The organism is Aestuariivirga sp. (assembly GCF_965227715.1).
Classification (GTDB): Bacteria; Pseudomonadota; Alphaproteobacteria; order Rhizobiales; family Aestuariivirgaceae; genus Aestuariivirga.
The window spans coordinates 882,085-902,163 of record NZ_OZ245771.1 but is presented as its reverse complement, the minus strand read 5'-3'; the positions used below and the strand labels follow the sequence as shown (position 1 = coordinate 902,163).

Here is a 20,079-nt window from a genome sequence, read left to right as displayed (position 1 = left end):
GTCAGAAACTCCACGCGCGGTAGGGTGCCAGGAGGTCGAACACGCCAAGGGGTGCTGCTGACGGGGTGTTTTCCTCGAAATGCTGGCCTTCCCGATACGTGAAAAGGTGCGCCGCGAACTGAAGAACACCTTCTTTCAGCGGTGCCGGAGCATTACTTTCAACTTCAGGCGTCGTGACTTCATCGGTTTCGAGGTCGATTTCTTCCGGAAGCCAGGGCGTGAAGGCGATAGAAAAGTTCAGGCCCGTGAAGTTCTCGACGGCAACATGGGCGGCTTCGAGCTTCCGTTCGAGCAGCTTGTCGTCATGCTCACCCGTGATATTGAGGTGCGCCCTGAGGGCGTCCAGGGAAACGATCATTCGGTGGATTCCTTTTGATGTGAAATTTCCAATTCGGGAAAATCGTGCGCGGTGCTCCCCCCGCCGGTCCCCGTGTCCTTCTCAAAGTCGGACCTACCCCCCGCCCTCCTGAGCATTGCCGAGGTGTTCATCGGGTGACGCCAGTGTAGACGTGGATTTCGCCGCACAAGAGTGTGCTCCGAGATCCATCCAAGTTGAACTGGAGCATGTCGAAGACGTATGGTTCGTCTTCCTCCGCACCTTCATCGATCAGCGGCGATGGTCTCAGAGTGTTCGCGGGAATGAAGAGGGTGAACTTGTTGGCCATCAGGGGGTCAATCACGATGCGCCCGTTGGCTGTGGACAGTTCAAGTGCAACGGCCGCGTCTTTGATCCGACGTTTGATCTGCATCATGAGCGGAGTGTCCGCCAGCGAGATGGGAGTGCCTTTGCTGTCCTCCCACTCGAACGTGTGGAGAAAGCTAGAGTTGTCCGACATTGTGAATGTTACTCTGAACATGGATCGACCTCTACGGGATCGGTGTTAGAGTGCCGCGCTGCTCGCCCACGTTCTGCGACAGGAATCGGCCGGGTTGAGAGGGCTTCCTCAACGGTCCAGCCCTTGCGAAGGCGCGCCGTGATCGTCCCGTATCCGAGTTTGAGTTCTCTCGACCATTCAGAGAGAGACTGAGATTTGCCACGGAAGGTGAAGAGTCTCTTAGTAGACGGCTTGGGCGTGCTGGAGGAACGAAGGGGTTCTGAGAGCACCTTGTCAGCAGTCCAACCCGCGCGCATGCGATAGGCAATGACGTGGCAGGGAAGGCCGGTCACTTCTGCCCACTGTCTGATGGAGAGCGTCCTTCCACAGAAGGTGAGTTTGATGCGGGCGTGTTCCGCGCTTGCAGGTGCATTGTTGTCCGTGGTCATGGCGTGCTGCGCTCCTGGGACTGCTTCCAGGTGCTGTGGCAGCCCGTGCACAGGCTCTGCCAATTGCCACGGTTCCAGAAGAGCTTCTGGTTGCCCTTGTGGGGCTGAATATGGTCGACTAGGGAAGCGGGGTTGCCGCACCTGGTGCATGCCGGATTATTCCGGAGATAGATTTTCGACTCGCGTGACCACTGGCGATCATAACCACGCGCCGATGCGCTGGGCCTGGTCCTGTCGAAGCGTGCCTTGCGGACCTGGTCGCGCTTCACCTGGCAGGGGCAACGCGTGCCGGAGGGGATCTTGTGACCGCAGTCGCAGATACGGGGTGCAGCAAAGGGCATTAGAGCCTCCCCAGTGACTTGAGGCTGTCGAGGCCATCACGGTCGAGCTTGGCATCTAGATCGGGCTTGAAGTTGCCGTCCTGGTCATCGCTGCCTGGGGCACCGAAGATCGCCTGTAGAAGCTCAGTGCGGCCCCGGTAGGCTTCCACAATCTCAGTAGGCGTGGAGTGCCAGGTGTCGGCAGGGGTCCAGCCGAGCCAGCCCGTGCCGATCCGGTAGAGCTTGGCATAGAACTCTGCCAGGGGCAGGGGCCTGTGACTGGAAGGACTGGCGTCATCATCTGGCGCGTCGTCGTCGCCTCCGCACATGGTGAAGATGAATGCCAGGAGCTGGCCCGAAATATAATCGAGGTGGCGAAGATTGCAGGCGAGAGCGGCCTCGATCATGTGGCGGTCAAGATCGTCGTCGACCGAGGCCTCAATGATCATGTCTGTCATGACAGTGAGATTGCCGTCAGCAATGGCGCGAGCCAGGGGCTCGAAACCATAGCGACGTTCAAGGCGACATGCGCAACGGAGTGACGGGCGAAGCTGGAGCTTAACTCCGCCCATTTCCCAACCAAAAGTGTCCTCTGCGCTGCGCATGTCATTCCTCTGTCCGATGGGCGGACGGTTACGTTGAACACTTGAAGCGGACCAGGCGATCCGGGTGAGTGATTGCGGCGGCAACACGCTTGCGGGCGTAGAAGCGCACGAGACCGTTGGCTGCCTGGCTGTAGGGGTCGCGGAGCATCGCAAAGCCGAGGCGGTCCATGATGCGGAAGCCGCTCATGTCGCCGAACACGATGGGGTTCGTATTCGCACCGACGTCCGGCATGTCGACGGCTTCAAGTACCGGCCGTCCGAGGATCGTCCAGGTCGGACCATTGGCCAGGCCCGACGGCATCAGGAGATAGTTGCCGGTCGAGTCCTTGATCTTGCGCAGGCGCTTCAGGATGTTGCGGTTGAGCACCCACGTGCCGTTCTGGCTGTGCATGGTCGGAATGGCATGGAACAGGTCGAAGAGCTTGTCCGCGATACCGGAATCGGTGCCCGGCAGATCAGCAGCGACGCCGGTCTTGACTTCGTTCGTGATCGCACCAGATGCGAGGAAGCCGGTGGGCATGGTGGTGCCCGTGCCAGAGACGAAAGCAGTGCCTTCCGCGATGGCAAAGGATTCTGCGAGGTCGGAGGCGAGCTCAGCTTCAAGATTGTAGACGTTGTCTTCGAGGAGCTGGTTGCTCACGTCGACGTGCGTCCGGAGTTCGAAGGGCGCGAAGATCAGCTGCTCATAAGAGGGCTGCGAGCCGGTCGAGGCGACGTTTTCCGCCGTCCAGACGGCTGCGGTGCTGCCAGTGCGGCGCGGGATTTTCACCTCCGAGGAGCCGATGGTCTGCACCTTGGCCACCTGGCGGATGGGCGAGAACTGGCGCGTGAGCTTAATGATCTCGCTGCTGAACACTTCCGGGGCCAAATAACCGGCGGTGGCGTCGACGGCGACCACGAGCGCCTTGCGCTCGATCTCGGTCATATGTTCGGTGCCCTTGCGAGCATAGGAGATGAACGCCTTCTTTTCGGCGTCCTCCTCCGGCTTCTCGTCAGTGTGGACGGCCGGGCGGTTCATTTTGGCTTCAAGATGATCGAGGCGCTCGGTCATCTTCTTTTCGAGGAGTTCGAGTTCGGGTTCCATGGGAGTTCCTTTGGACTGGGGGAGGGTTTCGGCCTTTGCCGAGGTGATGCGTGCGCCAGGATGAGCGGGCACACTGACGACCGACACTTCGAGTAGATCGAGGGCCGTGATCGTCCGCCCGCCGCCGCGCCGGGGCGTGGCCTTGGTCGTGACGAATCCGATTGAGAGGCCGGAGAGAGCCTTCTCTTGAATGAGGGAATGGATTTCGCGGGCGCGGGCAACGGTCTCGATCATGAGACGGCCGCGCACTTCGAGGCCCTGGTCTGTCTCGGTGACGCTGTCCCAGACGCCGATGGGCTGGGCCTGGTCGTGACCGAAAAGCATTGGAAGAGTATGTGAGACCTTGAACGCTTTCGGCTCGATCACGTCGCCCACACGGTCCGGCGTGCCGAAGGGCCAGGCGATACCGGTGAGCTCGCCGGTCTCGGTGGTGGTGAACTGGGCCTTGATCTCGATCTTATTCATTGAACGGCCTTTCCGAAGCCATGGCGAAGTCAAGGACGGCTTCCAGCGTCTCGCAGACAACACTGAGCTGGGAGTCGGAGAGGAACTCAGGCAGACGCGTGAGGTGACTCTGGACCTCCTCATGGTGCACATGCCACTGGCGCTCCCATTCGAGATACTGTTCGAGATACTCACTCACGGAGCGTCCTCCTGGGGTTTGTCGACGCCGAAGAACGTCGCCTGGAGAATCTCCAGTGCGAGCGGGATCGAGGCGGCGAGGGGTGCGGGATGGACGTAGGTTTCGGTGAGCTGCATCGCGCGTTCCGGCGTGGTGCCGCCGCCGATGAGTCCGAGCCGGATGAGTTCCGAGACTTCCCCGGCGCGGTAATCCTGAGCGAAGAGGCGTTTCGAGATTGCTCCGATGCCGTAGCCGGTGAGGCGCTCCAGCTCAGCGATGAGCGGGAACGAAAGCTGGAACTTGTGCTTGCCGTCGCCGAAGAACGCGACGAGCTCGGTGGTGGGGTGAGCGGTGGTCATTGATTGGCTTCCGGAGGAGCGTCGGTGCTGTTGGAGGTGGTGAAGGGCGAACTGAGGGAGTCGCCATCGGGAAGCGCCGGAAGGTTCTCCAGGCGGCGGATTTCGTTGGCGGTCATCACGCCGGCGGACCGGAACGCCTGATAGGCGGAGGCGCGCGCGGCGGTGTCGGCGCGAAGGAAGTCGTCGACGATGAACTCGATTGAGTATTCCTTCCGGTCGTCGGGCGAAAGCAAGACGCGCCGATAGGCTGCTTCGAAGGTGCGGAGCCAGGGAAGCACGCTGTATTGCAAGAATGCCGTGTTCATCTGCTCGGCGTTGCTCCAGGTGGCACGCGAGAAGTCCATGACGAACTGCGGTTGGACGCGGAAGGCGCGGCAGATTTCGATGATTTGGAAGCTCCGCATTTCTGCGAATTGCGCGTCGACGGAACTGAATGTGATGGGTTCGAACTTGCCGCCTTGTTCGAGGACGGCTGTCTTACCGGAGTTTTCTCCACCATGTGCAGCGTGCCAGCTCTCTGAGATGCGCTTCGCGGTGTCCGCGTCGAGTTTGTTCTCGAAGCTGAGAACGCCGGACGGCCTAGCGCCACGTCCGAACAGGCGCGCGGCGTGCTGTTCGAGCACCATGGCGACGGCAATCGCTTCACGCGCCAGGTGGACGGGGGCAATGCCGGTCAGGCCATCCGAGGCGATCATCTGGGCAGGGATATGCAGAACGTCACGGAATGAGAGAATCCGCGAGCCGCGTCCTTGCCCGATCTTGAAAGAAGGTTCACCGGACGCGGCGTCGACCTGGGGCGTCACAGTGGTGGGGTCGAGACGGATAAGCTCCTGGACCTTGCCGTTGACGCGGTTGCAGAATGCAAACCCATTGCCGTAGAGCAATGCGTCGGCTGTGAGCTGCTGGCGCAACTGTCCGGCGCTCGTCCAGCCGTTCGCCTCGTCATGAATCAGGTGAAAGGACGGGTGATCGGTGGCGGGTTCTTTGCCGCCTTCGGGAAGCTTCCGGAAGACTTTGACGGGGAGGGTTCCGGCCGTTGCTGAGAGCAATCCCACGGCAGCGGCGACGGCAGGAACCGTCAGGGCGGTCGCCGGAGTGACGGACGCGCCCGATATAGTGGGGGTGGCACCGAAGAGCGCCAGGAAGGCGGCATCAGGTGCCGCGAGCGAGCTCTTGGTGTCGAGTGGCGCTTCGGGAGCGCCTAGGAAGAATTCTTTTGCTGTGTGTGCAATGCCCTTAAAGGGCACCGGCACTCATTCGAAAATGTTTCATAAGTAATAGTATCATATTACTTTACGGCAAGTATATGTATAAATTGTGATTCGACCTAGAAAGTTGCCTATAGCGCTATTTTATTTTCATGATGCTGGGAAATTTCTGCATTTCAGCTGCAAGCGCCGGAAGCATTGCGTTCGATTTCCCATATAGGTCGTCACTCGTGCCGCTCGAACGGCCCGCGATATAGAGCGCCGCGCCGTGATCGAGCTTCATCCGACGAAGGTCTTCCCAAAGGTGCCGGAAGCCATGTGCTGGAGCCGGAGCATCTTTCACGCCTTTCATCGGCCCCTTCCGCGAAATCCAGTCGCGGACGTTTTGATCGATGCGCAGTTCGGGGAAAAGCTTGCCGCTGGTGATAGTCTCGACATAGGTGATGAAACCCTCGTCAATGAGATCGGGGTGCACCGGCACCTTCCGTCCCTTGTTCCCCTTCGTCGTGCGGCCCTGGCGCGTCAAGTCGCCGTCGTGGTCGTCGGGGCGAATGTGGATGAACCAATCCTCACCGACTTGGAACACGTCCTGGCGCTCTAGCGGCGTGATTTCGTTGATGCGCGCGCCGCTGTAACACAATAGCCACGGAATCCATCTGAGATACCCGAGCTTCTGCTTCCTGGCGGCGCGGAGCACCTTCTGAGCCTGCGCAATCGTATAGGCCTTGCCGTCCGTCGTGACCTCCGGCTTGGCAGGGAGCTCCAGGAGGTCCAGGGGGAAGCCCTTGGGGAAGAGCCCGCCCTTCGATTGCCTGTGTCCCCATGACAGCACCGTCCGGACGATGGCCACATAGTCGCGAACGGACTTTTGGGCCTTGGACGTGAACAGCACGTCACGCCACTGTTCCAGCTCCTGGACGGTCACGGTCGCAGCGCGGGCGCTGCCGCGCCAGGTGGCGAAGCTCTGCATCACCGTCTTGTATTTTTTGATCGTCGACGCGGACTTCTTGCGGCCCCCGATGCCGTTGGCGTTCCTTTCGACCTGCCGGTCGATGATGGTGTCGAACGTGGTGCTGTCCCGTGGTGCTCCTGAGACATTGGAGAGGATGGGGTCTGTCGGGGTGCCGGTGAAATCTCCCTTGTCCCGTTCCAGGGTGCGCTTCAGAGCGTCGATCTCCGCCCTGGCAATCCGATGGGCAAGCTCGCGATAGTCGCGGGTGTCCGGCTGAACAGTTAGCTTGTGGTGTGCGATGTAGGCATCCGTCGCTGCCTTAATAAGCACTGTCTCGCCATCGGCTGTCTGCTGCTGGAGCACCTTGAGCAGGATCGCGCGGCGATCCCGGTCATATGCCGCCGGTGCTAGCAACACGGGATAGTCCAGGCTGGCATTCAAGACGGATAGCGGATCGTTGCTGATCTCGCCACTCGTGACCCGCGCCGCAATGTCCTGGAGTGCCGTCTCACGGTCCCAGGCTCCTGGCAACCGGCTTCGATTGTTCTGGTCGACTTCCAGGGCCTTCCGCCAATGCTCAGCCGCCGCCGCTTCGAGATCACCATCCGTCATTTCACGCCGGGCACGGAGGTCTTGAAACTTCGCCTCCCACTCCGTCACCACGGCACGTGCCAGTTTTTTCGCAGCAGCCAGGTCCGAGGTCTTCAGGCTCGCGCGCATGTGCGGCTTGCCGATGATCGGCACCAAGTCCGCCGGGACCCGTAGCTGAACCTGGTAGTTGGATGTGTCCTTACGCTTGGTAAGATGCCCGGATCGTGCCATAGGTAGAAACCCCGTGTATCACGGTCATGTATCACGGTCGTGTATCACGGTCTAGAAGCTTAAAAACGGCCGAAAACATTGGGGATTTTCGCTGTTTTTGAAATCTATGTATCACGGTGCCTTCGAGTCTCTCATCGCCCACCACGACAACAGAACATATTGAAATTACAGAAATTAATGCATTCCCGCACCTGCGGCAATGAGCAGCTGGACCTTGCTCTATGCCGGCAGAAAGGCCAAGGACGGCATGCATTCGCCGATGGCACTGCTCCGCGTTCCGGCACGACGTGTTCGAAGCCCGGAAGTCCAAGATGCCGCGTTCGCGGGAAAGGCTGTTCATCGGGCGGCGCGCACGTGAATGTTGCCGGGCGCTTTTGCCAGCCTCCCACAGACCGGCTCGGGACGCAGTTCTGGACCTAGATTGCCAGTTTTTATGCTGGGCTTATCTGGCGGGGTTCACTTCCGCATGGAAAGCTTACTGCCGCTTCTTCTATCCTAGAAGTCGAAACGGAGTGCATTCCATGTTCGATCTACTGTTCATCTCGCTCGGAGCCGGGCTGTTCGCGCTCGCGGCGGGTTATGTCGACTTCTGCGGGAGGCTGTGATGCAGGAAGCCTCGTTTGGATTGTTGATCGCGCTGGGTCTGGCAGCCTATCTCGTGCATGCCCTCCTTCATCCCGAGCGCTACTGAGGGAGATGGCGATGACGCTTGTTGGCTGGTTCCAGATCATCCTCATCCTCGGCGTGACCACCGCGGCGGCATGGGGCCTCGGCGTCTACATGGCGCGGGTCTATTCGGGGGAGCGGACTTTCCTCACGCCCGTCCTGTCTCCCGTCGAGGGCATCCTGCGCCGCATATCCGGCTATGACACTCGCGAGCAAGGGTGGCGCCACTACACGCTTTCCATGCTCGCCTTCAACGCCGCGGGTTTCATGCTGCTTTATGTTTTGTTGCGGCTGCAGGGGCTGTTGCCCCTCAACCCGCAGGGCTTTGGCGCTGTGCCGTCCGATCTCTCCTTCAACACGGCCATGAGCTTCGTCACCAACACCAACTGGCAGGCCTATGCCGGCGAGGCGACGATGAGCAACGCCATCCAGATGGCCGGGCTGACGGTGCAGAACTTCCTCTCGGCAGCTACCGGCATCGCGCTCGCCGTTGCCTTCACCCGAGCCTTCTCGAGAAGCAACGCTCAGACGCTTGGCAATTTCTGGGACGATCTCGTGAAGACGACGCTCTACGTGCTGTTGCCCGGCGCCGTCCTCCTCGCAATTGCCTTCGTGGCGCTCGGCATGCCGCAGACGCTGGCCGCCCACGTCGATGCAACGACGCTCGAGGGTGCGAACCAGGCGATTGCACTTGGTCCGGTGGCGAGCCAGGAAGCGATCAAGCAGTTCGGCACCAATGGCGGCGGCTTCTTCAACGCCAACGCCGCGCACCCTTTCGAGAACCCCTCGCAATGGTCGAACATGCTGTCGATCTTTGCCATGCTGCTGATTTCAGCCGCCATGCCGTTCATGTTCGGCAGGATGGTGGGGGACGGGCGGCAGGGCAGGGCGCTGTTCATCGCGATGCTCGTTTTCATGCTTGCGGGTGTTGCCATCGTCTACTGGGCGGAGACGGCAGGAAACCCGCTCATGACGGCACTGGGCGTTGATCCCGCCATGGGCAACATGGAAGGCAAGGAGGTGCGCTTTGGGCAGGCGCTGACGGCGCTCTTCGTGGTGGTGACCACGGGCCTCTCCTGCGGCGCCGTAAATGCCATGCACGCCTCGCTGACGCCGCTGGGAGGGTTCGTTCCGCTGGCGCTGATCCAGCTTGGTGAAGTGGCGCCGGGCGGCGTCGGTTCCGGGCTCTACGGCATGCTCATCATGGCCGTGCTCACCGTGTTCATCGCCGGGCTGATGGTTGGCCGCACGCCGGACTATCTCGGCAAGAAGATCGAGGCGCGAGAGATGAAGCTCGTCATGCTGGCGCTGCTGATCCTGCCGCTCGTGATCCTCGGCTTCAGCGCGGTCTCGGCGATTACGCCTCCTGGAATCTCGAGCCTCGCCAACGCTGGCCCCCACGGTCTGAGCGAGATTCTCTACGCCTACTCGTCAGGCGCCGGCAACAATGGTTCTGCCTTCGCCGGGCTCAATGCCAACACGCTCTGGTATAACACGACCCTCGGCATCACCATGTTCCTGGGGCGCTTTGCTTTCATCGTTCCGATGATGGCGGTGGCCGGCTCACTGGGTGCGAAGACGCGTGTGCCCTCGAGCAAGGGGAGCTTCCCAACCCATGGCGTGCTGTTCGTGACCCTGCTGGTGGCCGTGATCCTCATCGTGACCGGGCTCGAGTATTTTCCCGCACTGGCCCTCGGCCCCATCGTCGAGCAGTTCCTGATGCTCGCCGGCAAGACCTTCTGAGCGGAGTGACGCCAATGTCCAAGACCCCCAATGCGAACACCTTCGACCCTGCGCTGATGCTGACGGCCGCGCGCGACGCCATCCTCAAGCTTAACCCCGTCGGGCTGTCGAGGAACCCGGTGATTTTCGTGACCGAGGTGGTGGCGGCCTTCGTGACCCTCCTTTGGGTCCGCGACCTCGCGCTGTCAGCCGGTGAGCCCCTGTTCTCGGGGCAGATCGCCGCGTGGCTGTGGTTCACGGTGATCTTCGCCAACTTTGCCGAGGCCATTGCCGAGGGCCGCGGCAAGGCCCAGGCGGAAGCCCTGCGACGCACCCGCACCGATACCCTGGCCAAGCGCCTGATCCTGCCGGAAACCCACGAACGGCTCTACAGCAAGGTGCCGGCCTTGCAACTCGTGCCGGGTGACCTGGTGCTAGTCGAGGCTGGCGACCTGATCCCCGCCGATGGCGAAGTGGTGGAGGGCATCGCGTCGGTCAACGAGTCGGCGATAACGGGTGAATCCGCGCCGGTGATCCGCGAATCGGGCGGCGACCGCTCGGCGGTGACCGGCGGCACGACGGTGCTGTCCGACTGGCTCCGGGTAAAGATAACGGCGGAACCCGGCAGCACCTTCATTGATCGCATGATCGCGCTGGTCGAAGGAGCCGAACGCAAGAAGACGCCGAATGAGCTCGCACTCTCGATCCTGCTCACCGGGCTCACGCTGATCTTCCTCGTTGCCGTTGTCACGCTGTGGGGGCTGGCAGGCTACTCTGGCACCGTGCTGCAGTCGGTGGTGCTGGCGGCACTTCTCGTCACCCTGATCCCCACCACCATCGGCGGGCTGCTCTCGGCCATAGGTATCGCGGGAATGGACCGGCTCATCCGCTTCAACGTGGTGGCGACCTCTGGCCGTGCCGTGGAGGCCGCGGGTGACGTCGATACGCTGCTTCTCGACAAGACCGGTACCATCACCTTCGGCAATCGCCTGGCGACGGCACTGCTTCCTGCTGGTGGAACCAGCGAGCGTGAGCTTGCCGAGGCGTCCTTCCTGGCCTCCCTTGCAGACGAGACGCCCGAGGGCCGCTCCATCGTTGCGCTGTGCAGGGGGAGCTATGGCCTCTCGGACGCGGAGGTAACCGCACCGGATATGACGCCAGTGCCGTTCTCCGCCACCACCCGTATCTCTGGCGTCGACTTCTCAGGGCGGCGCCTGCGCAAGGGCGCTGTCGATGCCATCCTGAAGCACTTGGGTGCACAGGCTGCAGTGCCGGCCCAGTTCCGCGAGGCCGTTGACAGGATTTCGCGGAGTGGCGGCACGCCGCTGGGGGTGGCCGACGGGGACCGGCTGCTGGGCGTTATTCACCTCAAGGACGTCGTGAAGCCGGAGATCAAGCAGCGCTTCGCAGCACTCCGCGAGATGGGCATCCGTACCGTGATGGTGACGGGCGACAACCCCGTCACCGCCGCGGCGATTGCCTCCGAGGCGGGTGTCGATGACTTCATCGCCGAGGCCACACCGGAGGATAAGCTCAACTACATTCGCGGTGAGCAGCGGGAAGGCCGCATGATCGCCATGTGCGGAGACGGAACCAACGATGCCCCCGCGCTCGCCCAGGCCGATGTCGGCGTGGCGATGCAGACGGGCACGCAGGCGGCACGCGAGGCGGGCAACATGGTCGATCTCGATTCCAACCCGACGAAGCTCATCGAGATCGTGGAGATCGGCAAGCAACTGCTGATGACCAGGGGCTCGCTGACGACCTTCTCGATCGCCAATGACGTGGCCAAATACTTCGCCATCATCCCGGCACTGTTCATCGCAACCTATCCCGAACTCGGCGTGCTGAACCTGATGCACCTTGCCTCGCCCGAGAGCGCCATTCTCTCCGCCGTCATCTTCAACGCGCTGATCATCATCGCGCTGATCCCGCTCGCGCTGAAGGGTGTCGCTTACCGGGCGGTGGGCGCCTCGGCACTGCTGCGCCGCAACCTGCTGGTCTACGGGCTGGGCGGGCTGGTGGTGCCGTTCATCGGCATCAAGCTCGTCGATCTCGTCGTCTCTGCACTCCATCTCGCGTGAGGACCTTACCATGCTCGCTCAACTTCGCCCGGCAATCATCCTCGTCATCCTGCTCACGGCACTGACAGGCATCGCCTATCCGCTTGCCATCACCGGCGTCGCCCAGATCACTCTTCCCCATGCTGCCAATGGCAGCCTCGCCGTTGCCGGCGGCCAGGTGATCGGCTCGGAGCTCATCGGGCAGAACTGGACGTCGGACCGATATTTCCACGGTCGTCCTTCGGCCGCCGGCAGCGGCTACGATGCGATGGCCTCGTCGGGATCCAACCTCGGCCCAACCTCCGCCAAGCTCCTGGCGAGGGTAAAGCAGGACGTGGACACCTTGCGCGCCGGCGGCGCCACGGCCATTCCGGCAGATGCCGTGACGGCCTCGGGCAGCGGCCTCGACCCTGATATCTCACCCGCCTTCGCGCTCCTCCAGGTGCCGCGTGTGGCCAAGGCACGCGGTATGGATGAGGCAGCGCTGACAGACGCGGTGGCAAGGGCGATCGCCGATGGCGCGGTTGGCGAACCCCGCGTCAATGTTCTGCTCCTCAACATCAGCCTGGATCGGCTAAGCTCCGGAGGCAATGGATGAGATGACCGACAGGCGTCCGTCCCCCGACGCACTCCTCGGCCTGGCGCAGCGGGAGAGAAGGGGCCGGCTGAAGATCTTCCTCGGCGCCGCGCCGGGCGTGGGGAAGACTTACGCCATGCTGCAGGGGGCGCGCCGCGTGAAGGAGGAGGGCCGCGACGTGGTGATCGGCATCGCCGAGACCCATGGCCGGCCGGAAACTGCTGCCCTTCTCGATGGCCTCGAGGTTCTGCCCCGGCGTGAATGGCTCTATCGCGGACACCAGCTGCGCGATTTCGACATCGATGCGGCACTGGCCCGGAGGCCGGAGCTGATCGTCATCGACGAACTGCCCCATTCAAATCCTCCCGAAGCCCGCCATCCCAAGCGCTACCAGGACGTCGAGGAGCTGATCGCGGCCGGCATTGACGTCTGGAGCGCCCTCAACATCCAGCACATCGAAAGCCTGGCTGACGTCGTCTCGGCGATCACCGGCGTCAAGGTGCGCGAGCTGGTGCCGGACATCGTCGTCGAGAGAGCGGACGACGTGGTGCTTGTTGACATCACGCCGGATGAACTCATCCAGCGGCTGAAGGCAGGCAAGGTCTATCTCGGCGACAACGCACGGCGCGCGGGAGACAATTTTCTCCAGCCCGGCAACCTCACCGCACTTCGCGAGCTGGCGCTTCGGCGGACGGCGCAGCGCGTGGATGACCAGATGATCGACTACCTTCGCCAGAAGGCCATCGAAGGGCCGTGGCCGACGGCGGAGCGCATCCTCGTCTGCGTCGGTGCAGATGTGCTGGCGGAGCAGGTTGTGCGGGCTGCGGCGCGGCTTGCCAATGGCCTCAACGCCACGTGGATTGCCGTGCATGTGAACCGCCCGACACAGCAGCCAGGCCCCGAGGAGCTGAAGGCCGTGGATGCCGCACTTGCTCTTGCCGAACGCTTGGGAGCTGAGGTGAAGCGGCAGAGCTCGAGCGATATCGCAGAGGACGTGCTGCACCTCGCCCGCCGCCAGAACATTACGCAAATCATCGTTGGCCGCTCGAAGGCAGGTGCGCTGATGCGCCTACTCGGACGCTCGTTTCCGGACCAGTTGCTGCGGCAAGCGAATGGCATTGCCATTCACGTTCTCGCTGGCGCCGATGGTGGATCGGCCCATCGCTGGAAATGGCCCACCGTGCAGCGTTCAGGGGTGCTTGCAGCGGCCCTGGCCGTGGCGGTGGCGACTGTCGCCAGCCTCAGCCTAACCCAGGTGCTGCGGCTTCCCAATCTATCAATGATCTTCCTTGCGGCCGTGCTGTTCTGCGCCGTCACGCAGGGGAGACGCAGCGCCGTCGCCGCGGCGTTCTTCTCCTTTCTCGCCTACAACTTCTTCTTCATCGAGCCACGCTTCACGCTCACCGTGGCCAGTGCGCAGGAACTCCTGTCGCTTTTCATTTTCCTCCTGGTCGCAGTTCTGACGGGGGGTCTTGCGGGACGGGTGCGCGAACAAACGGTCGCGGCGCTTGCCAGCGTGAAGCGCACCCAATCTTTGCTGGACCTTTCGAGCAAGCTCTCCGGCGCCCTGCTTCAGGATGATGTGCTGTGGGTCCTAGTCACCCATGCTGCCGCGGCGGTCGGCGGCCAATCCATTGTCCTGCTGCGCCATGGCGATGACTTGCCGATCGTGGCGTCGATGCCACCGGAGGACTCGCTTGGAACGGCGGACCATGCCGCCGCCCGCTGGGCGGCAGAGCGAGGCGAGGAGGCAGGCTGGCGCACCGGAACGCTGCCCAGCGCGGGCTTCCTGTTCCTGCCCCTTCGCACGCCGCAGGGCGTGATCGGTGCTCTCGGTGTGAAGCCAAACGCAGAGAACCTGTCAAACGAGAACCGCCGCATGATCGAGGCCATCGTCAACCAGGCGTCGCTTGCGCTCGAACGCACGCGGCTGGCGGGCGAGGCGGCTGACGCGCGCGCCACGGCGGAAGGCGAGAAACTTCGCTCCGCCCTTTTGTCCTCGGTGTCGCATGACTTGCGCACTCCTCTCTCCTCGATCGTTGGATCGGTGACGGCCCTGCGCACGCTAGGCGGCAGGATGCAGCCGGCGGAGCGTGACGACCTGCTGCTCAACATCGAGGAGGAGGCGACCCGGCTGTCCCGCTTCGTGACGAACCTGCTGGACATGACGAAACTGGAGTCAGGCGGCGTCAACATCCGGCGCAGCAATTCCGACATCAGGGAACTCGCTGCCGCTGCCGTGGGCAGGGCTCGTGCCATGATGGCGGGGCAGGAGATCGCGCTTGAATTGCCTGAGGTGCCGGTGCTTGCCGCCGTCGATCCTGCCTTGATCGAGCAAATGGTTTTCAATCTGCTGGACAACGCCCATAAATATGGTGGCGGAGCGCCAATCCGCGTCCGGGTGGACGGCCGGGACGGCCGGACAGTCCTCATCGTGGAGGATCAAGGTCCCGGCATCGCGAAGGGGGATCTGGAGAAGGTGTTCGAGAAGTTCTACCGGGTACGCGACGGCGACGGCCGTCCTGCGGGAACCGGCCTCGGCCTCGCCATCTGCCGCGCGATCGCCGAGGCGATGGGCGGCACCATCAGGGCCGAGAGCCCCGCCGCGATGGGGCAGGGCGCGCGCTTCGTCGTAGAACTGCCGGGCGTCGTTTCTGGAGACGCTCCATGACCGGCCTGCGCATTCTCGTTGTCGATGACGAGCCCCAGATCATCCGCTTCCTGAAGCCGGCACTGGGTGCTGCCGGCTATGACGTGGTGACAGCGGCGAGCGCTGCCGAAGCCATCCGCCTGTCGGCGACCCAGTCACCGGACGCCATACTGCTGGACCTCGGGTTGCCCGACAAGGACGGCAAGGAGGTGATCCGCGAGGTCCGCGCCTTCTCGCAGGTGCCCATAATCGTTCTCTCGGCAAGGGACCGGGAAATCGATAAGGTCAACGCTCTCGACCTAGGCGCAGATGACTACGTCAACAAACCTTTCGGTATCGGCGAGCTCCTGGCTCGGATCAGGGCCGTCACCAGGAGCCGGAACCAGGGCAAGCCGATCGAGACCGTTTTCCGCACAGGCGGACTGGTGGTCGACACCGAGCGCCACCAGGTGGAACTCGACGGCCTGCCTGTGAAGCTAACGCCGAAAGAGTTCGACCTGCTCCTCCTCCTCGTGCGCAATGCAGGCCGGGTGCTAACCCACAAGCAGATACTCAATACTGTCTGGGGCCCCGCCCATTCCGAAGACGTCCAGTATCTCCGCGTCCTCGTCGGCCAGCTTCGCCAGAAGATCGAGACGGTGCCTGCAGAGCCCACTCTCGTGCTGACAGAGCCCGGAATCGGATACCGGCTCAGCGATGCACCGGGCGGCTGAACCCGGGCAGTTACAGGTGCGGGGTAGACGAAAAATCACCTAACGCCGTCAATGGTGCATCAGAGCCAGGTGCTGGAGCGTAAGGGTTTGATGTAAAGGGAAACTGCTTCTCTCTCATTGCCCACCAGCCACATCACGAACATTTCCGTAATATCGAGTGGTTAAGCCTCACCACCATTCCGCACGAGATCCTGAAGTGCGGCAGGGTCCAAGATGCGGATGGTCTTGTAGGCGAGTTCGATGTGGCCCCGCTTCTGAAGGTCGCGCAGGAGGAGGCCGGCGGCATTGCGCGACAGGTTGGAGAGATAGGCCAGTTCTTCCTGGGTGACATCAACCTCGGACAGGGGCGGCGTCAGGCCGGCGGTATTGCGCAAGCCGGCAAGCCTGAGGAGCGTGGCAATGCAGCGGCGGGACGTATCACGGATCAGCAGGTCGTCGGCGGCATTCATGGAGATGCTGGCGTTCATCAGGGCCATCGCGGTGAAAAAGCGCCACGAGGCCGGGTTTTCGGCCACCAGCGCGTCGAACTCTGCCATGGGCAAGAGCAGCAGGATGGAGGCGCGCGTTGCCGTCGCGCCGACGACGCGTGACTGCTTGTACACCGCTGCCGCCAGCCCGAACCAGCTTCCAGGCCCCATCAGATGTCCGAAATAGGGGCCGCGTTCCTGCGGCGCCAGGCTCATCGAAACGCTGCCGGAGGCTACGCCATAGATGCCGCCCGGCGGATCATCAAGGCCATAGACCCGTTTGCCACCCTCCACCTTCTGTAGGCGGCAGCGGCCGAGAAGATTGTGGCGGAATGGCTCGGGCAGCTGGGCCAGCCAACCGATCCGCTGGAGCTGCGCCTTGGCATCGGCTTCGGTCTTGATCACGGGCGCAAGGGCCGGGAGGGTTTCAATTGCCATGGGTTCTCACTCGGTCACTCGCGACGGCCGCAACCAGGACAGCGTTGCTCCGGCGCGAATACTGTTCCGAAGTGACCATACGTTGTCAAATCGGGTCTGTCTCCACCGTTAGTATGTGTCCCGTTGAAACGGCAATGAAGCCCAGGTGGCGACCGCTTCCACAGGTAGAATTGCGAGATGCGGGTGGAGTATCAAAGTTGAGGGTCACTCGCCTTTGACGCCGGGTGCCCACATGATCGTCATGTACTGGCTCATCGAACGCTTGACCGCCATTGTGGTCTGAGCCCCGGGAAATAGGAGGAGGCGGGAGGCCCTCTCAGTGTCTGAGGCCTCGCTCGTACCAGGGCTTTGAGCTGTTCACGATCCACACCACGGAGAGCATGACCGGAACCTCGATCAGCACGCCGACGACAGTTGCAAGTGCGGCTCCGGAATGGAGGCCGAACAGGCTGATCGCGGCGGCAACAGCGAGCTCGAAGAAGTTCGACGCGCCGATCAGCGCTGAGGGACCTGCCACGCAATGCTGCTCGCCGGACCAGCGATTGAGAAGATAGGCAAGCCCCGCATTGAAATAGACCTGGATCAGGATCGGAACCGCGAGCAGGGCAATGACCGATGGCTGGTCCAGAATCTGCTGACCCTGAAAGCCGAAGAGCAGCACGAGCGTAGCCAGCAGTGCGGCGAGCGAGGCGGGCTGCAGCCGCTTGAGCAGGCGCTGGAGCGCGGGCTCGCCCCCCGATGCGAGAGTCATCCGGCGGATGATCTGCGCTGCGGCCACCGGCACGACAATGTAAAGGCCGACGGAGAGCAGCAGTGTCTGCCAAGGCACCGTGATGGATGAGAGGCCGAGCAGCAGGGCGACCAGAGGTGCGAAGGCGACGATCATGATCGCGTCGTTCAAGGCCACCTGGCTCAGGGTGAAGTGCGGTTCGCCGCGCGTCAGGCTGCTCCACACGAAGACCATGGCGGTGCAGGGAGCGGCAGCAAGAAGGATCAGGCCTGCAATGTAGCTGTCGATCTGGTCTGCGGGAAGCAGCGGACGAAAGAGATAGCCGATGAAGAGCCAGCCAAGCAGCGCCATCGAGAACGGCTTCACACCCCAGTTGATGAACAGCGTGACACCGATGCCCCGCCAGTGCTTCGTCACCCCGCCGAGCGCCGCAAAGTCAATCTTCACCAGCATGGGAACGATCATCAGCCAGATCAACACGGCGACCGGCAGGTTCACCTGCGCCACTTCCACGGCGCTGATGGCGCCGAACAGGCCGGGGAGCAGATGGCCAAGCACAATGCCGGCCAGGATGCAGAGAAAGACCCAGAGCGTGAGATAGCGTTCAAAAAGTGTCATCGCCGGTCTGGTCCTCCGTCACATCTTCCCGATGGCATCGAGTTTCGACTTGAGGCTCAGCCGGTCGAGGGAGGAGACGGGCAGGCTGGTGAAGGCGGCAATCCGGTTGTTGAGCATGCGGTAGGCCTCCGCGAAGGCCAGACGCCTTTCGGCCTCCGTGCCAATGGCAGCAGCAGGGTCGCGGATACCCCAATGAGCCGACATGGGCTGGCCCGGCCAGATGGGGCAAACCTCATTGGCGGCATCGTCGCAGACGGTGATCACGAAATCGAGTTGCGGGGCATCGGCCCCAGCAAACTCCTCCCAGCTTTTCGAGCGGAAGCTCCCCACGGGGTAGTCAAGCTTCTCAAGCAGATCACGGGCATAGGGATGAATCTCGCCGCGCGGGTGGCTGCCCGCACTCCAGGCTCTGAAGCGGCCTTGTCCGGCACGGCCGAGTATGGCCTCGCCCAGGATCGACCTGGCGGAATTGCCGGTGCACAGGAACAGGACATTGTAGATGCGTTCAGCCACAGCAGGCCCCCGGTGTTGAACAGGCGTTGGTGATATCGTCGATCAAGGGCGCGCAGAGTTCTGGCTTGCCGTTGCAGCAATCCTGGAGAAGGAACAGCACAAGCTGGCGCACCGCCGTGAGCTCCACGCGGTAAATCATGCTGCGGCTGTTTCGCTCAACGCTCAGGAGGCCGGCCCGCGCGAGGGTCGCCAGATGGGTGGACAAGGTATTGTGGGGGACGTCCAGCCTCCGGGCGATCTCGCCCGCAGGAAGGCCGTCAGGCGCGTGCCTCACCAGAAGGCGGAAGGCCTCAAGCCGGGTTGGCTGCGCGAGGGCCGCGAATGCGTCTATGGCAAGGTCCTGTTTCATGTGTCGAGAAGTATCGACGGGTTCTGTGACGGTCAAGTGACGATGAACTGGACTGCCCTACAGTCTTGCATTCCGGTTTCGATATTGTTAAAGGGGAATAACGCTTAGGAACGCCTGTTTGGAAAACTCAGTTCCTGGGCGGTGTCGCCTCCGGGTCTCTGATTGCCAAAGATGGGCTCGATGGTCAGGGGTCCGCGCCACGCGCGCGGACCCTTCCTCCCGTGCCCATGGCATGGACCTGGGAGCGCGGGCGCGAAGCTCAGCTCAGGACATAGTTGCGCGGCTTCGGTGCCAAGGGCACGCTGCTTATGCCAAGCATCTCCGACACGCTGATTTCGACGGAGACCGCGACCGCGGTCAGGGGCAGGGCGTTGTCGCCCGTGCCGAAGGGGGCTGCCAGCTCGTCCCCCAGGGCATCAAGCCCCAGGAAGGTATAGGCGACGATGGCGCAGAGGATCGGCGTCCACAGGCCGGCGGACGGCGCAAGTCCGAAGGGAAGCAGCACACAGAACATGTAGACCGTTCGGTGCAAGAGCAGCGAATAGGCATAGGGCAGCGGCGTGTGCTTGATGCGCTCGGCACCGGCCAGTACCCCAGAGAGGCCTGTGACCTGCTCCTCCAGCGCCTGCGCCATGGGCGCGGAAAGCTGATTTGAGGAGAGCGCTTCTGCAATGTCCCGGCTCATCAATGTGAGGATGGCATCGGGCGCATTGCGGGTCTCTGATACGGTGTTCCCGGCCAGATGGCGGATGACGTCCGCGCCCATCACCTGGCCACGCAGGTGGTGAGCGAGCGCGTGAGCGAAGGCGATCGCCAGCCCCGCCAGTTTCGCACCCCGTCCGTCACCCAGATAGGCGAGCGCCAGCCGCGACAGGCTGCGGCAGTTGATGACCAGCTGGCCAATCAGCTTCCGGCCCTCCCACCAGCGCTCATAGCTGGCGGAGTTGCGGAAGCCGGAGAAGATCGAGAGCGCAATGCCGATGAGCGAGAAGGGCAGGGGCGAGATCACCGGAAACGCAATGCGCCCGGAGAGATCCAGCCATGTCACCAGGGCGGACAGGACGATGATGAAGGCGAGCTGCGGCCAAATGGCGGGAATGATGGAGCCGCGCAGGATGAACAGCAGTTCCCAAGGCTTGGGCGGATCTCGGACGATCATGGCGTTCTCTGGCTTTCGTTCAGGGCCCCCGGAACCGCTTTAAGGCTTAAGCAGAGCGGTGCCGCTGGTCAAACGGACAGACAGCGCGGCAGGCCTGCCATGCTTGACCAGCTCTTGCCTATCGTTATATCAAGTTGAATATAACGATATCAATCACCCGGACATGAAGAGGAGCGAA

At 62.5% G+C, this 20,079-nt stretch carries 20 protein-coding genes; 6 read left to right on the top strand and 14 right to left on the bottom strand.

Annotated features, from left to right (window positions below):
- Position 1: 1 nt before the first annotated feature.
- From ACO06F_RS04405 to ACO06F_RS04365, 9 genes are all read right to left on the bottom strand, one after another.
- Complete coding sequence (locus tag ACO06F_RS04405) at positions 2 to 358, bottom strand: head-tail connector protein (protein WP_421695475.1); 357 nt, start codon at positions 356 to 358, stop codon at positions 2 to 4.
- Between the two features lie 127 nt (positions 359 to 485).
- Positions 486 to 857, bottom strand: coding sequence for a hypothetical protein (locus tag ACO06F_RS04400; RefSeq protein WP_421695474.1), 372 nt, complete (start codon positions 855 to 857; stop codon positions 486 to 488).
- Between the two features lie 403 nt (positions 858 to 1,260).
- Positions 1,261 to 1,605 (bottom strand): HNH endonuclease, encoded by a 345-nt coding sequence (locus tag ACO06F_RS04395; protein WP_421695473.1) that lies wholly within the window; start codon positions 1,603 to 1,605, stop codon positions 1,261 to 1,263.
- Complete coding sequence (locus tag ACO06F_RS04390; protein WP_421695472.1) at positions 1,605 to 2,042, bottom strand: hypothetical protein; 438 nt, start codon at positions 2,040 to 2,042, stop codon at positions 1,605 to 1,607. The genes ACO06F_RS04395 and ACO06F_RS04390 overlap by 1 nt, the downstream gene beginning before the upstream one ends.
- Positions 2,043 to 2,217: 175 nt before the next feature.
- Positions 2,218 to 3,738 carry a phage major capsid protein gene (locus ACO06F_RS04385; protein ID WP_421695471.1) on the bottom strand — a complete coding sequence of 507 codons (1,521 nt, stop codon included), beginning with the start codon at positions 3,736 to 3,738 and terminating at the stop codon, positions 2,218 to 2,220.
- Positions 3,731 to 3,916, bottom strand: coding sequence for a hypothetical protein (locus ACO06F_RS04380; RefSeq protein ID WP_421695470.1), 186 nt, complete (start codon positions 3,914 to 3,916; stop codon positions 3,731 to 3,733). Before ACO06F_RS04380 ends, ACO06F_RS04385 begins: the two co-directional genes overlap by 8 nt.
- The gene (locus ACO06F_RS04375) at positions 3,913 to 4,254 is read right to left on the bottom strand and encodes a gene transfer agent family protein (RefSeq protein ID WP_421695469.1); all 342 of its coding nucleotides are present in this window, start codon (positions 4,252 to 4,254) and stop codon (positions 3,913 to 3,915) included. The genes ACO06F_RS04380 and ACO06F_RS04375 overlap by 4 nt, the downstream gene beginning before the upstream one ends.
- A complete protein-coding gene (locus ACO06F_RS04370; protein WP_421695468.1) occupies positions 4,251 to 5,507 on the bottom strand; it encodes a phage portal protein in 1,257 nt (418 codons plus the stop codon). The genes ACO06F_RS04375 and ACO06F_RS04370 overlap by 4 nt, the downstream gene beginning before the upstream one ends.
- A 94-nt stretch (positions 5,508 to 5,601) precedes the next feature.
- On the bottom strand, positions 5,602 to 7,236 hold the full coding sequence (locus ACO06F_RS04365; RefSeq protein ID WP_421695467.1) for a DUF6538 domain-containing protein: 1,635 nt from the start codon (positions 7,234 to 7,236) through the stop codon (positions 5,602 to 5,604).
- A gap of 604 nt (positions 7,237 to 7,840) precedes the next feature.
- On the opposite strand from ACO06F_RS04365, the gene kdpF reads away from it, so the two are divergent.
- Genes kdpF through ACO06F_RS04335 form a run of 6 tightly spaced genes read left to right on the top strand, consistent with a single transcriptional unit; the run spans position 7,841 to position 15,627 of the window.
- On the top strand, positions 7,841 to 7,927 hold the full coding sequence (gene kdpF, locus ACO06F_RS04360) for a K(+)-transporting ATPase subunit F (protein ID WP_421696621.1): 87 nt from the start codon (positions 7,841 to 7,843) through the stop codon (positions 7,925 to 7,927).
- Positions 7,928 to 7,938: 11 nt separating this feature from the next.
- Entirely contained in the window at positions 7,939 to 9,645 is a 1,707-nt protein-coding gene (gene kdpA, locus ACO06F_RS04355) for a potassium-transporting ATPase subunit KdpA (protein ID WP_421695466.1), read from the top strand.
- Positions 9,646 to 9,659: 14 nt separating this feature from the next.
- Positions 9,660 to 11,708: a potassium-transporting ATPase subunit KdpB gene (gene kdpB / locus ACO06F_RS04350; RefSeq protein ID WP_421695465.1), complete on the top strand. Its 2,049-nt coding sequence runs from the start codon at positions 9,660 to 9,662 to the stop codon at positions 11,706 to 11,708.
- Positions 11,709 to 11,718: 10 nt separating this feature from the next.
- On the top strand, positions 11,719 to 12,285 hold the full coding sequence (kdpC, locus tag ACO06F_RS04345) for a potassium-transporting ATPase subunit KdpC (protein WP_421695464.1): 567 nt from the start codon (positions 11,719 to 11,721) through the stop codon (positions 12,283 to 12,285).
- 1 nt (position 12,286) lies between these two features.
- Entirely contained in the window at positions 12,287 to 14,935 is a 2,649-nt protein-coding gene (locus ACO06F_RS04340) for an ATP-binding protein (RefSeq protein WP_421695463.1), read from the top strand.
- Positions 14,932 to 15,627, top strand: coding sequence for a response regulator (locus ACO06F_RS04335; RefSeq protein WP_421695462.1), 696 nt, complete (start codon positions 14,932 to 14,934; stop codon positions 15,625 to 15,627). Before ACO06F_RS04340 ends, ACO06F_RS04335 begins: the two co-directional genes overlap by 4 nt.
- Positions 15,628 to 15,788: 161 nt before the next feature.
- On the opposite strand, the gene ACO06F_RS04330 is transcribed toward ACO06F_RS04335, so the two are convergent.
- The 5 genes from ACO06F_RS04330 to ACO06F_RS04310 form a co-directional block, all read right to left on the bottom strand.
- Entirely contained in the window at positions 15,789 to 16,532 is a 744-nt protein-coding gene (locus tag ACO06F_RS04330; protein WP_421695461.1) for a Crp/Fnr family transcriptional regulator, read from the bottom strand.
- Positions 16,533 to 16,848: 316 nt separating this feature from the next.
- The gene (gene arsB, locus ACO06F_RS04325) at positions 16,849 to 17,880 is read right to left on the bottom strand and encodes an ACR3 family arsenite efflux transporter (RefSeq protein ID WP_421695460.1); all 1,032 of its coding nucleotides are present in this window, start codon (positions 17,878 to 17,880) and stop codon (positions 16,849 to 16,851) included.
- Positions 17,881 to 17,898: 18 nt separating this feature from the next.
- The gene (locus ACO06F_RS04320) at positions 17,899 to 18,393 is read right to left on the bottom strand and encodes an arsenate reductase ArsC (RefSeq protein ID WP_421695459.1); all 495 of its coding nucleotides are present in this window, start codon (positions 18,391 to 18,393) and stop codon (positions 17,899 to 17,901) included.
- Complete coding sequence (locus tag ACO06F_RS04315; RefSeq protein ID WP_421695458.1) at positions 18,386 to 18,742, bottom strand: ArsR/SmtB family transcription factor; 357 nt, start codon at positions 18,740 to 18,742, stop codon at positions 18,386 to 18,388. Before ACO06F_RS04315 ends, ACO06F_RS04320 begins: the two co-directional genes overlap by 8 nt.
- Positions 18,743 to 19,001: 259 nt before the next feature.
- Positions 19,002 to 19,901 (bottom strand): bestrophin family protein, encoded by a 900-nt coding sequence (locus tag ACO06F_RS04310; RefSeq protein WP_421695457.1) that lies wholly within the window; start codon positions 19,899 to 19,901, stop codon positions 19,002 to 19,004.
- Positions 19,902 to 20,079: the final 178 nt, after the last annotated feature.

Excerpts from the sequence above, each read along its gene's own strand:
- ACO06F_RS04375 (WP_421695469.1), bottom strand. The coding sequence starts at position 4,254 with ATGACCACCGCTCACCCCACCACCGAGCTCGTCGCGTTCTTCGGCGAC.
- ACO06F_RS04330 (WP_421695461.1), bottom strand. The coding sequence starts at position 16,532 with ATGGCAATTGAAACCCTCCCGGCCCTTGCGCCCGTGATCAAGACCGAA.
- ACO06F_RS04390 (WP_421695472.1), bottom strand. The coding sequence starts at position 2,042 with ATGACAGACATGATCATTGAGGCCTCGGTCGACGACGATCTTGACCGC.
- ACO06F_RS04315 (WP_421695458.1), bottom strand. The coding sequence starts at position 18,742 with ATGAAACAGGACCTTGCCATAGACGCATTCGCGGCCCTCGCGCAGCCA.
- kdpB (WP_421695465.1), top strand. The coding sequence starts at position 9,660 with ATGTCCAAGACCCCCAATGCGAACACCTTCGACCCTGCGCTGATGCTG.
- ACO06F_RS04340 (WP_421695463.1), top strand. The coding sequence starts at position 12,287 with ATGACCGACAGGCGTCCGTCCCCCGACGCACTCCTCGGCCTGGCGCAG.
- ACO06F_RS04385 (WP_421695471.1), bottom strand. The coding sequence starts at position 3,738 with ATGAATAAGATCGAGATCAAGGCCCAGTTCACCACCACCGAGACCGGC.
- arsB (WP_421695460.1), bottom strand. The coding sequence starts at position 17,880 with ATGACACTTTTTGAACGCTATCTCACGCTCTGGGTCTTTCTCTGCATC.
- kdpC (WP_421695464.1), top strand. The coding sequence starts at position 11,719 with ATGCTCGCTCAACTTCGCCCGGCAATCATCCTCGTCATCCTGCTCACG.
- ACO06F_RS04405 (WP_421695475.1), bottom strand. The coding sequence starts at position 358 with ATGATCGTTTCCCTGGACGCCCTCAGGGCGCACCTCAATATCACGGGT.
- kdpA (WP_421695466.1), top strand. The coding sequence starts at position 7,939 with ATGACGCTTGTTGGCTGGTTCCAGATCATCCTCATCCTCGGCGTGACC.
- ACO06F_RS04310 (WP_421695457.1), bottom strand. The coding sequence starts at position 19,901 with ATGATCGTCCGAGATCCGCCCAAGCCTTGGGAACTGCTGTTCATCCTG.
- ACO06F_RS04400 (WP_421695474.1), bottom strand. The coding sequence starts at position 857 with ATGTTCAGAGTAACATTCACAATGTCGGACAACTCTAGCTTTCTCCAC.
- ACO06F_RS04395 (WP_421695473.1), bottom strand. The coding sequence starts at position 1,605 with ATGCCCTTTGCTGCACCCCGTATCTGCGACTGCGGTCACAAGATCCCC.
- ACO06F_RS04365 (WP_421695467.1), bottom strand. The coding sequence starts at position 7,236 with ATGGCACGATCCGGGCATCTTACCAAGCGTAAGGACACATCCAACTAC.
- ACO06F_RS04335 (WP_421695462.1), top strand. The coding sequence starts at position 14,932 with ATGACCGGCCTGCGCATTCTCGTTGTCGATGACGAGCCCCAGATCATC.
- kdpF (WP_421696621.1), top strand. The coding sequence starts at position 7,841 with ATGCAGGAAGCCTCGTTTGGATTGTTGATCGCGCTGGGTCTGGCAGCC.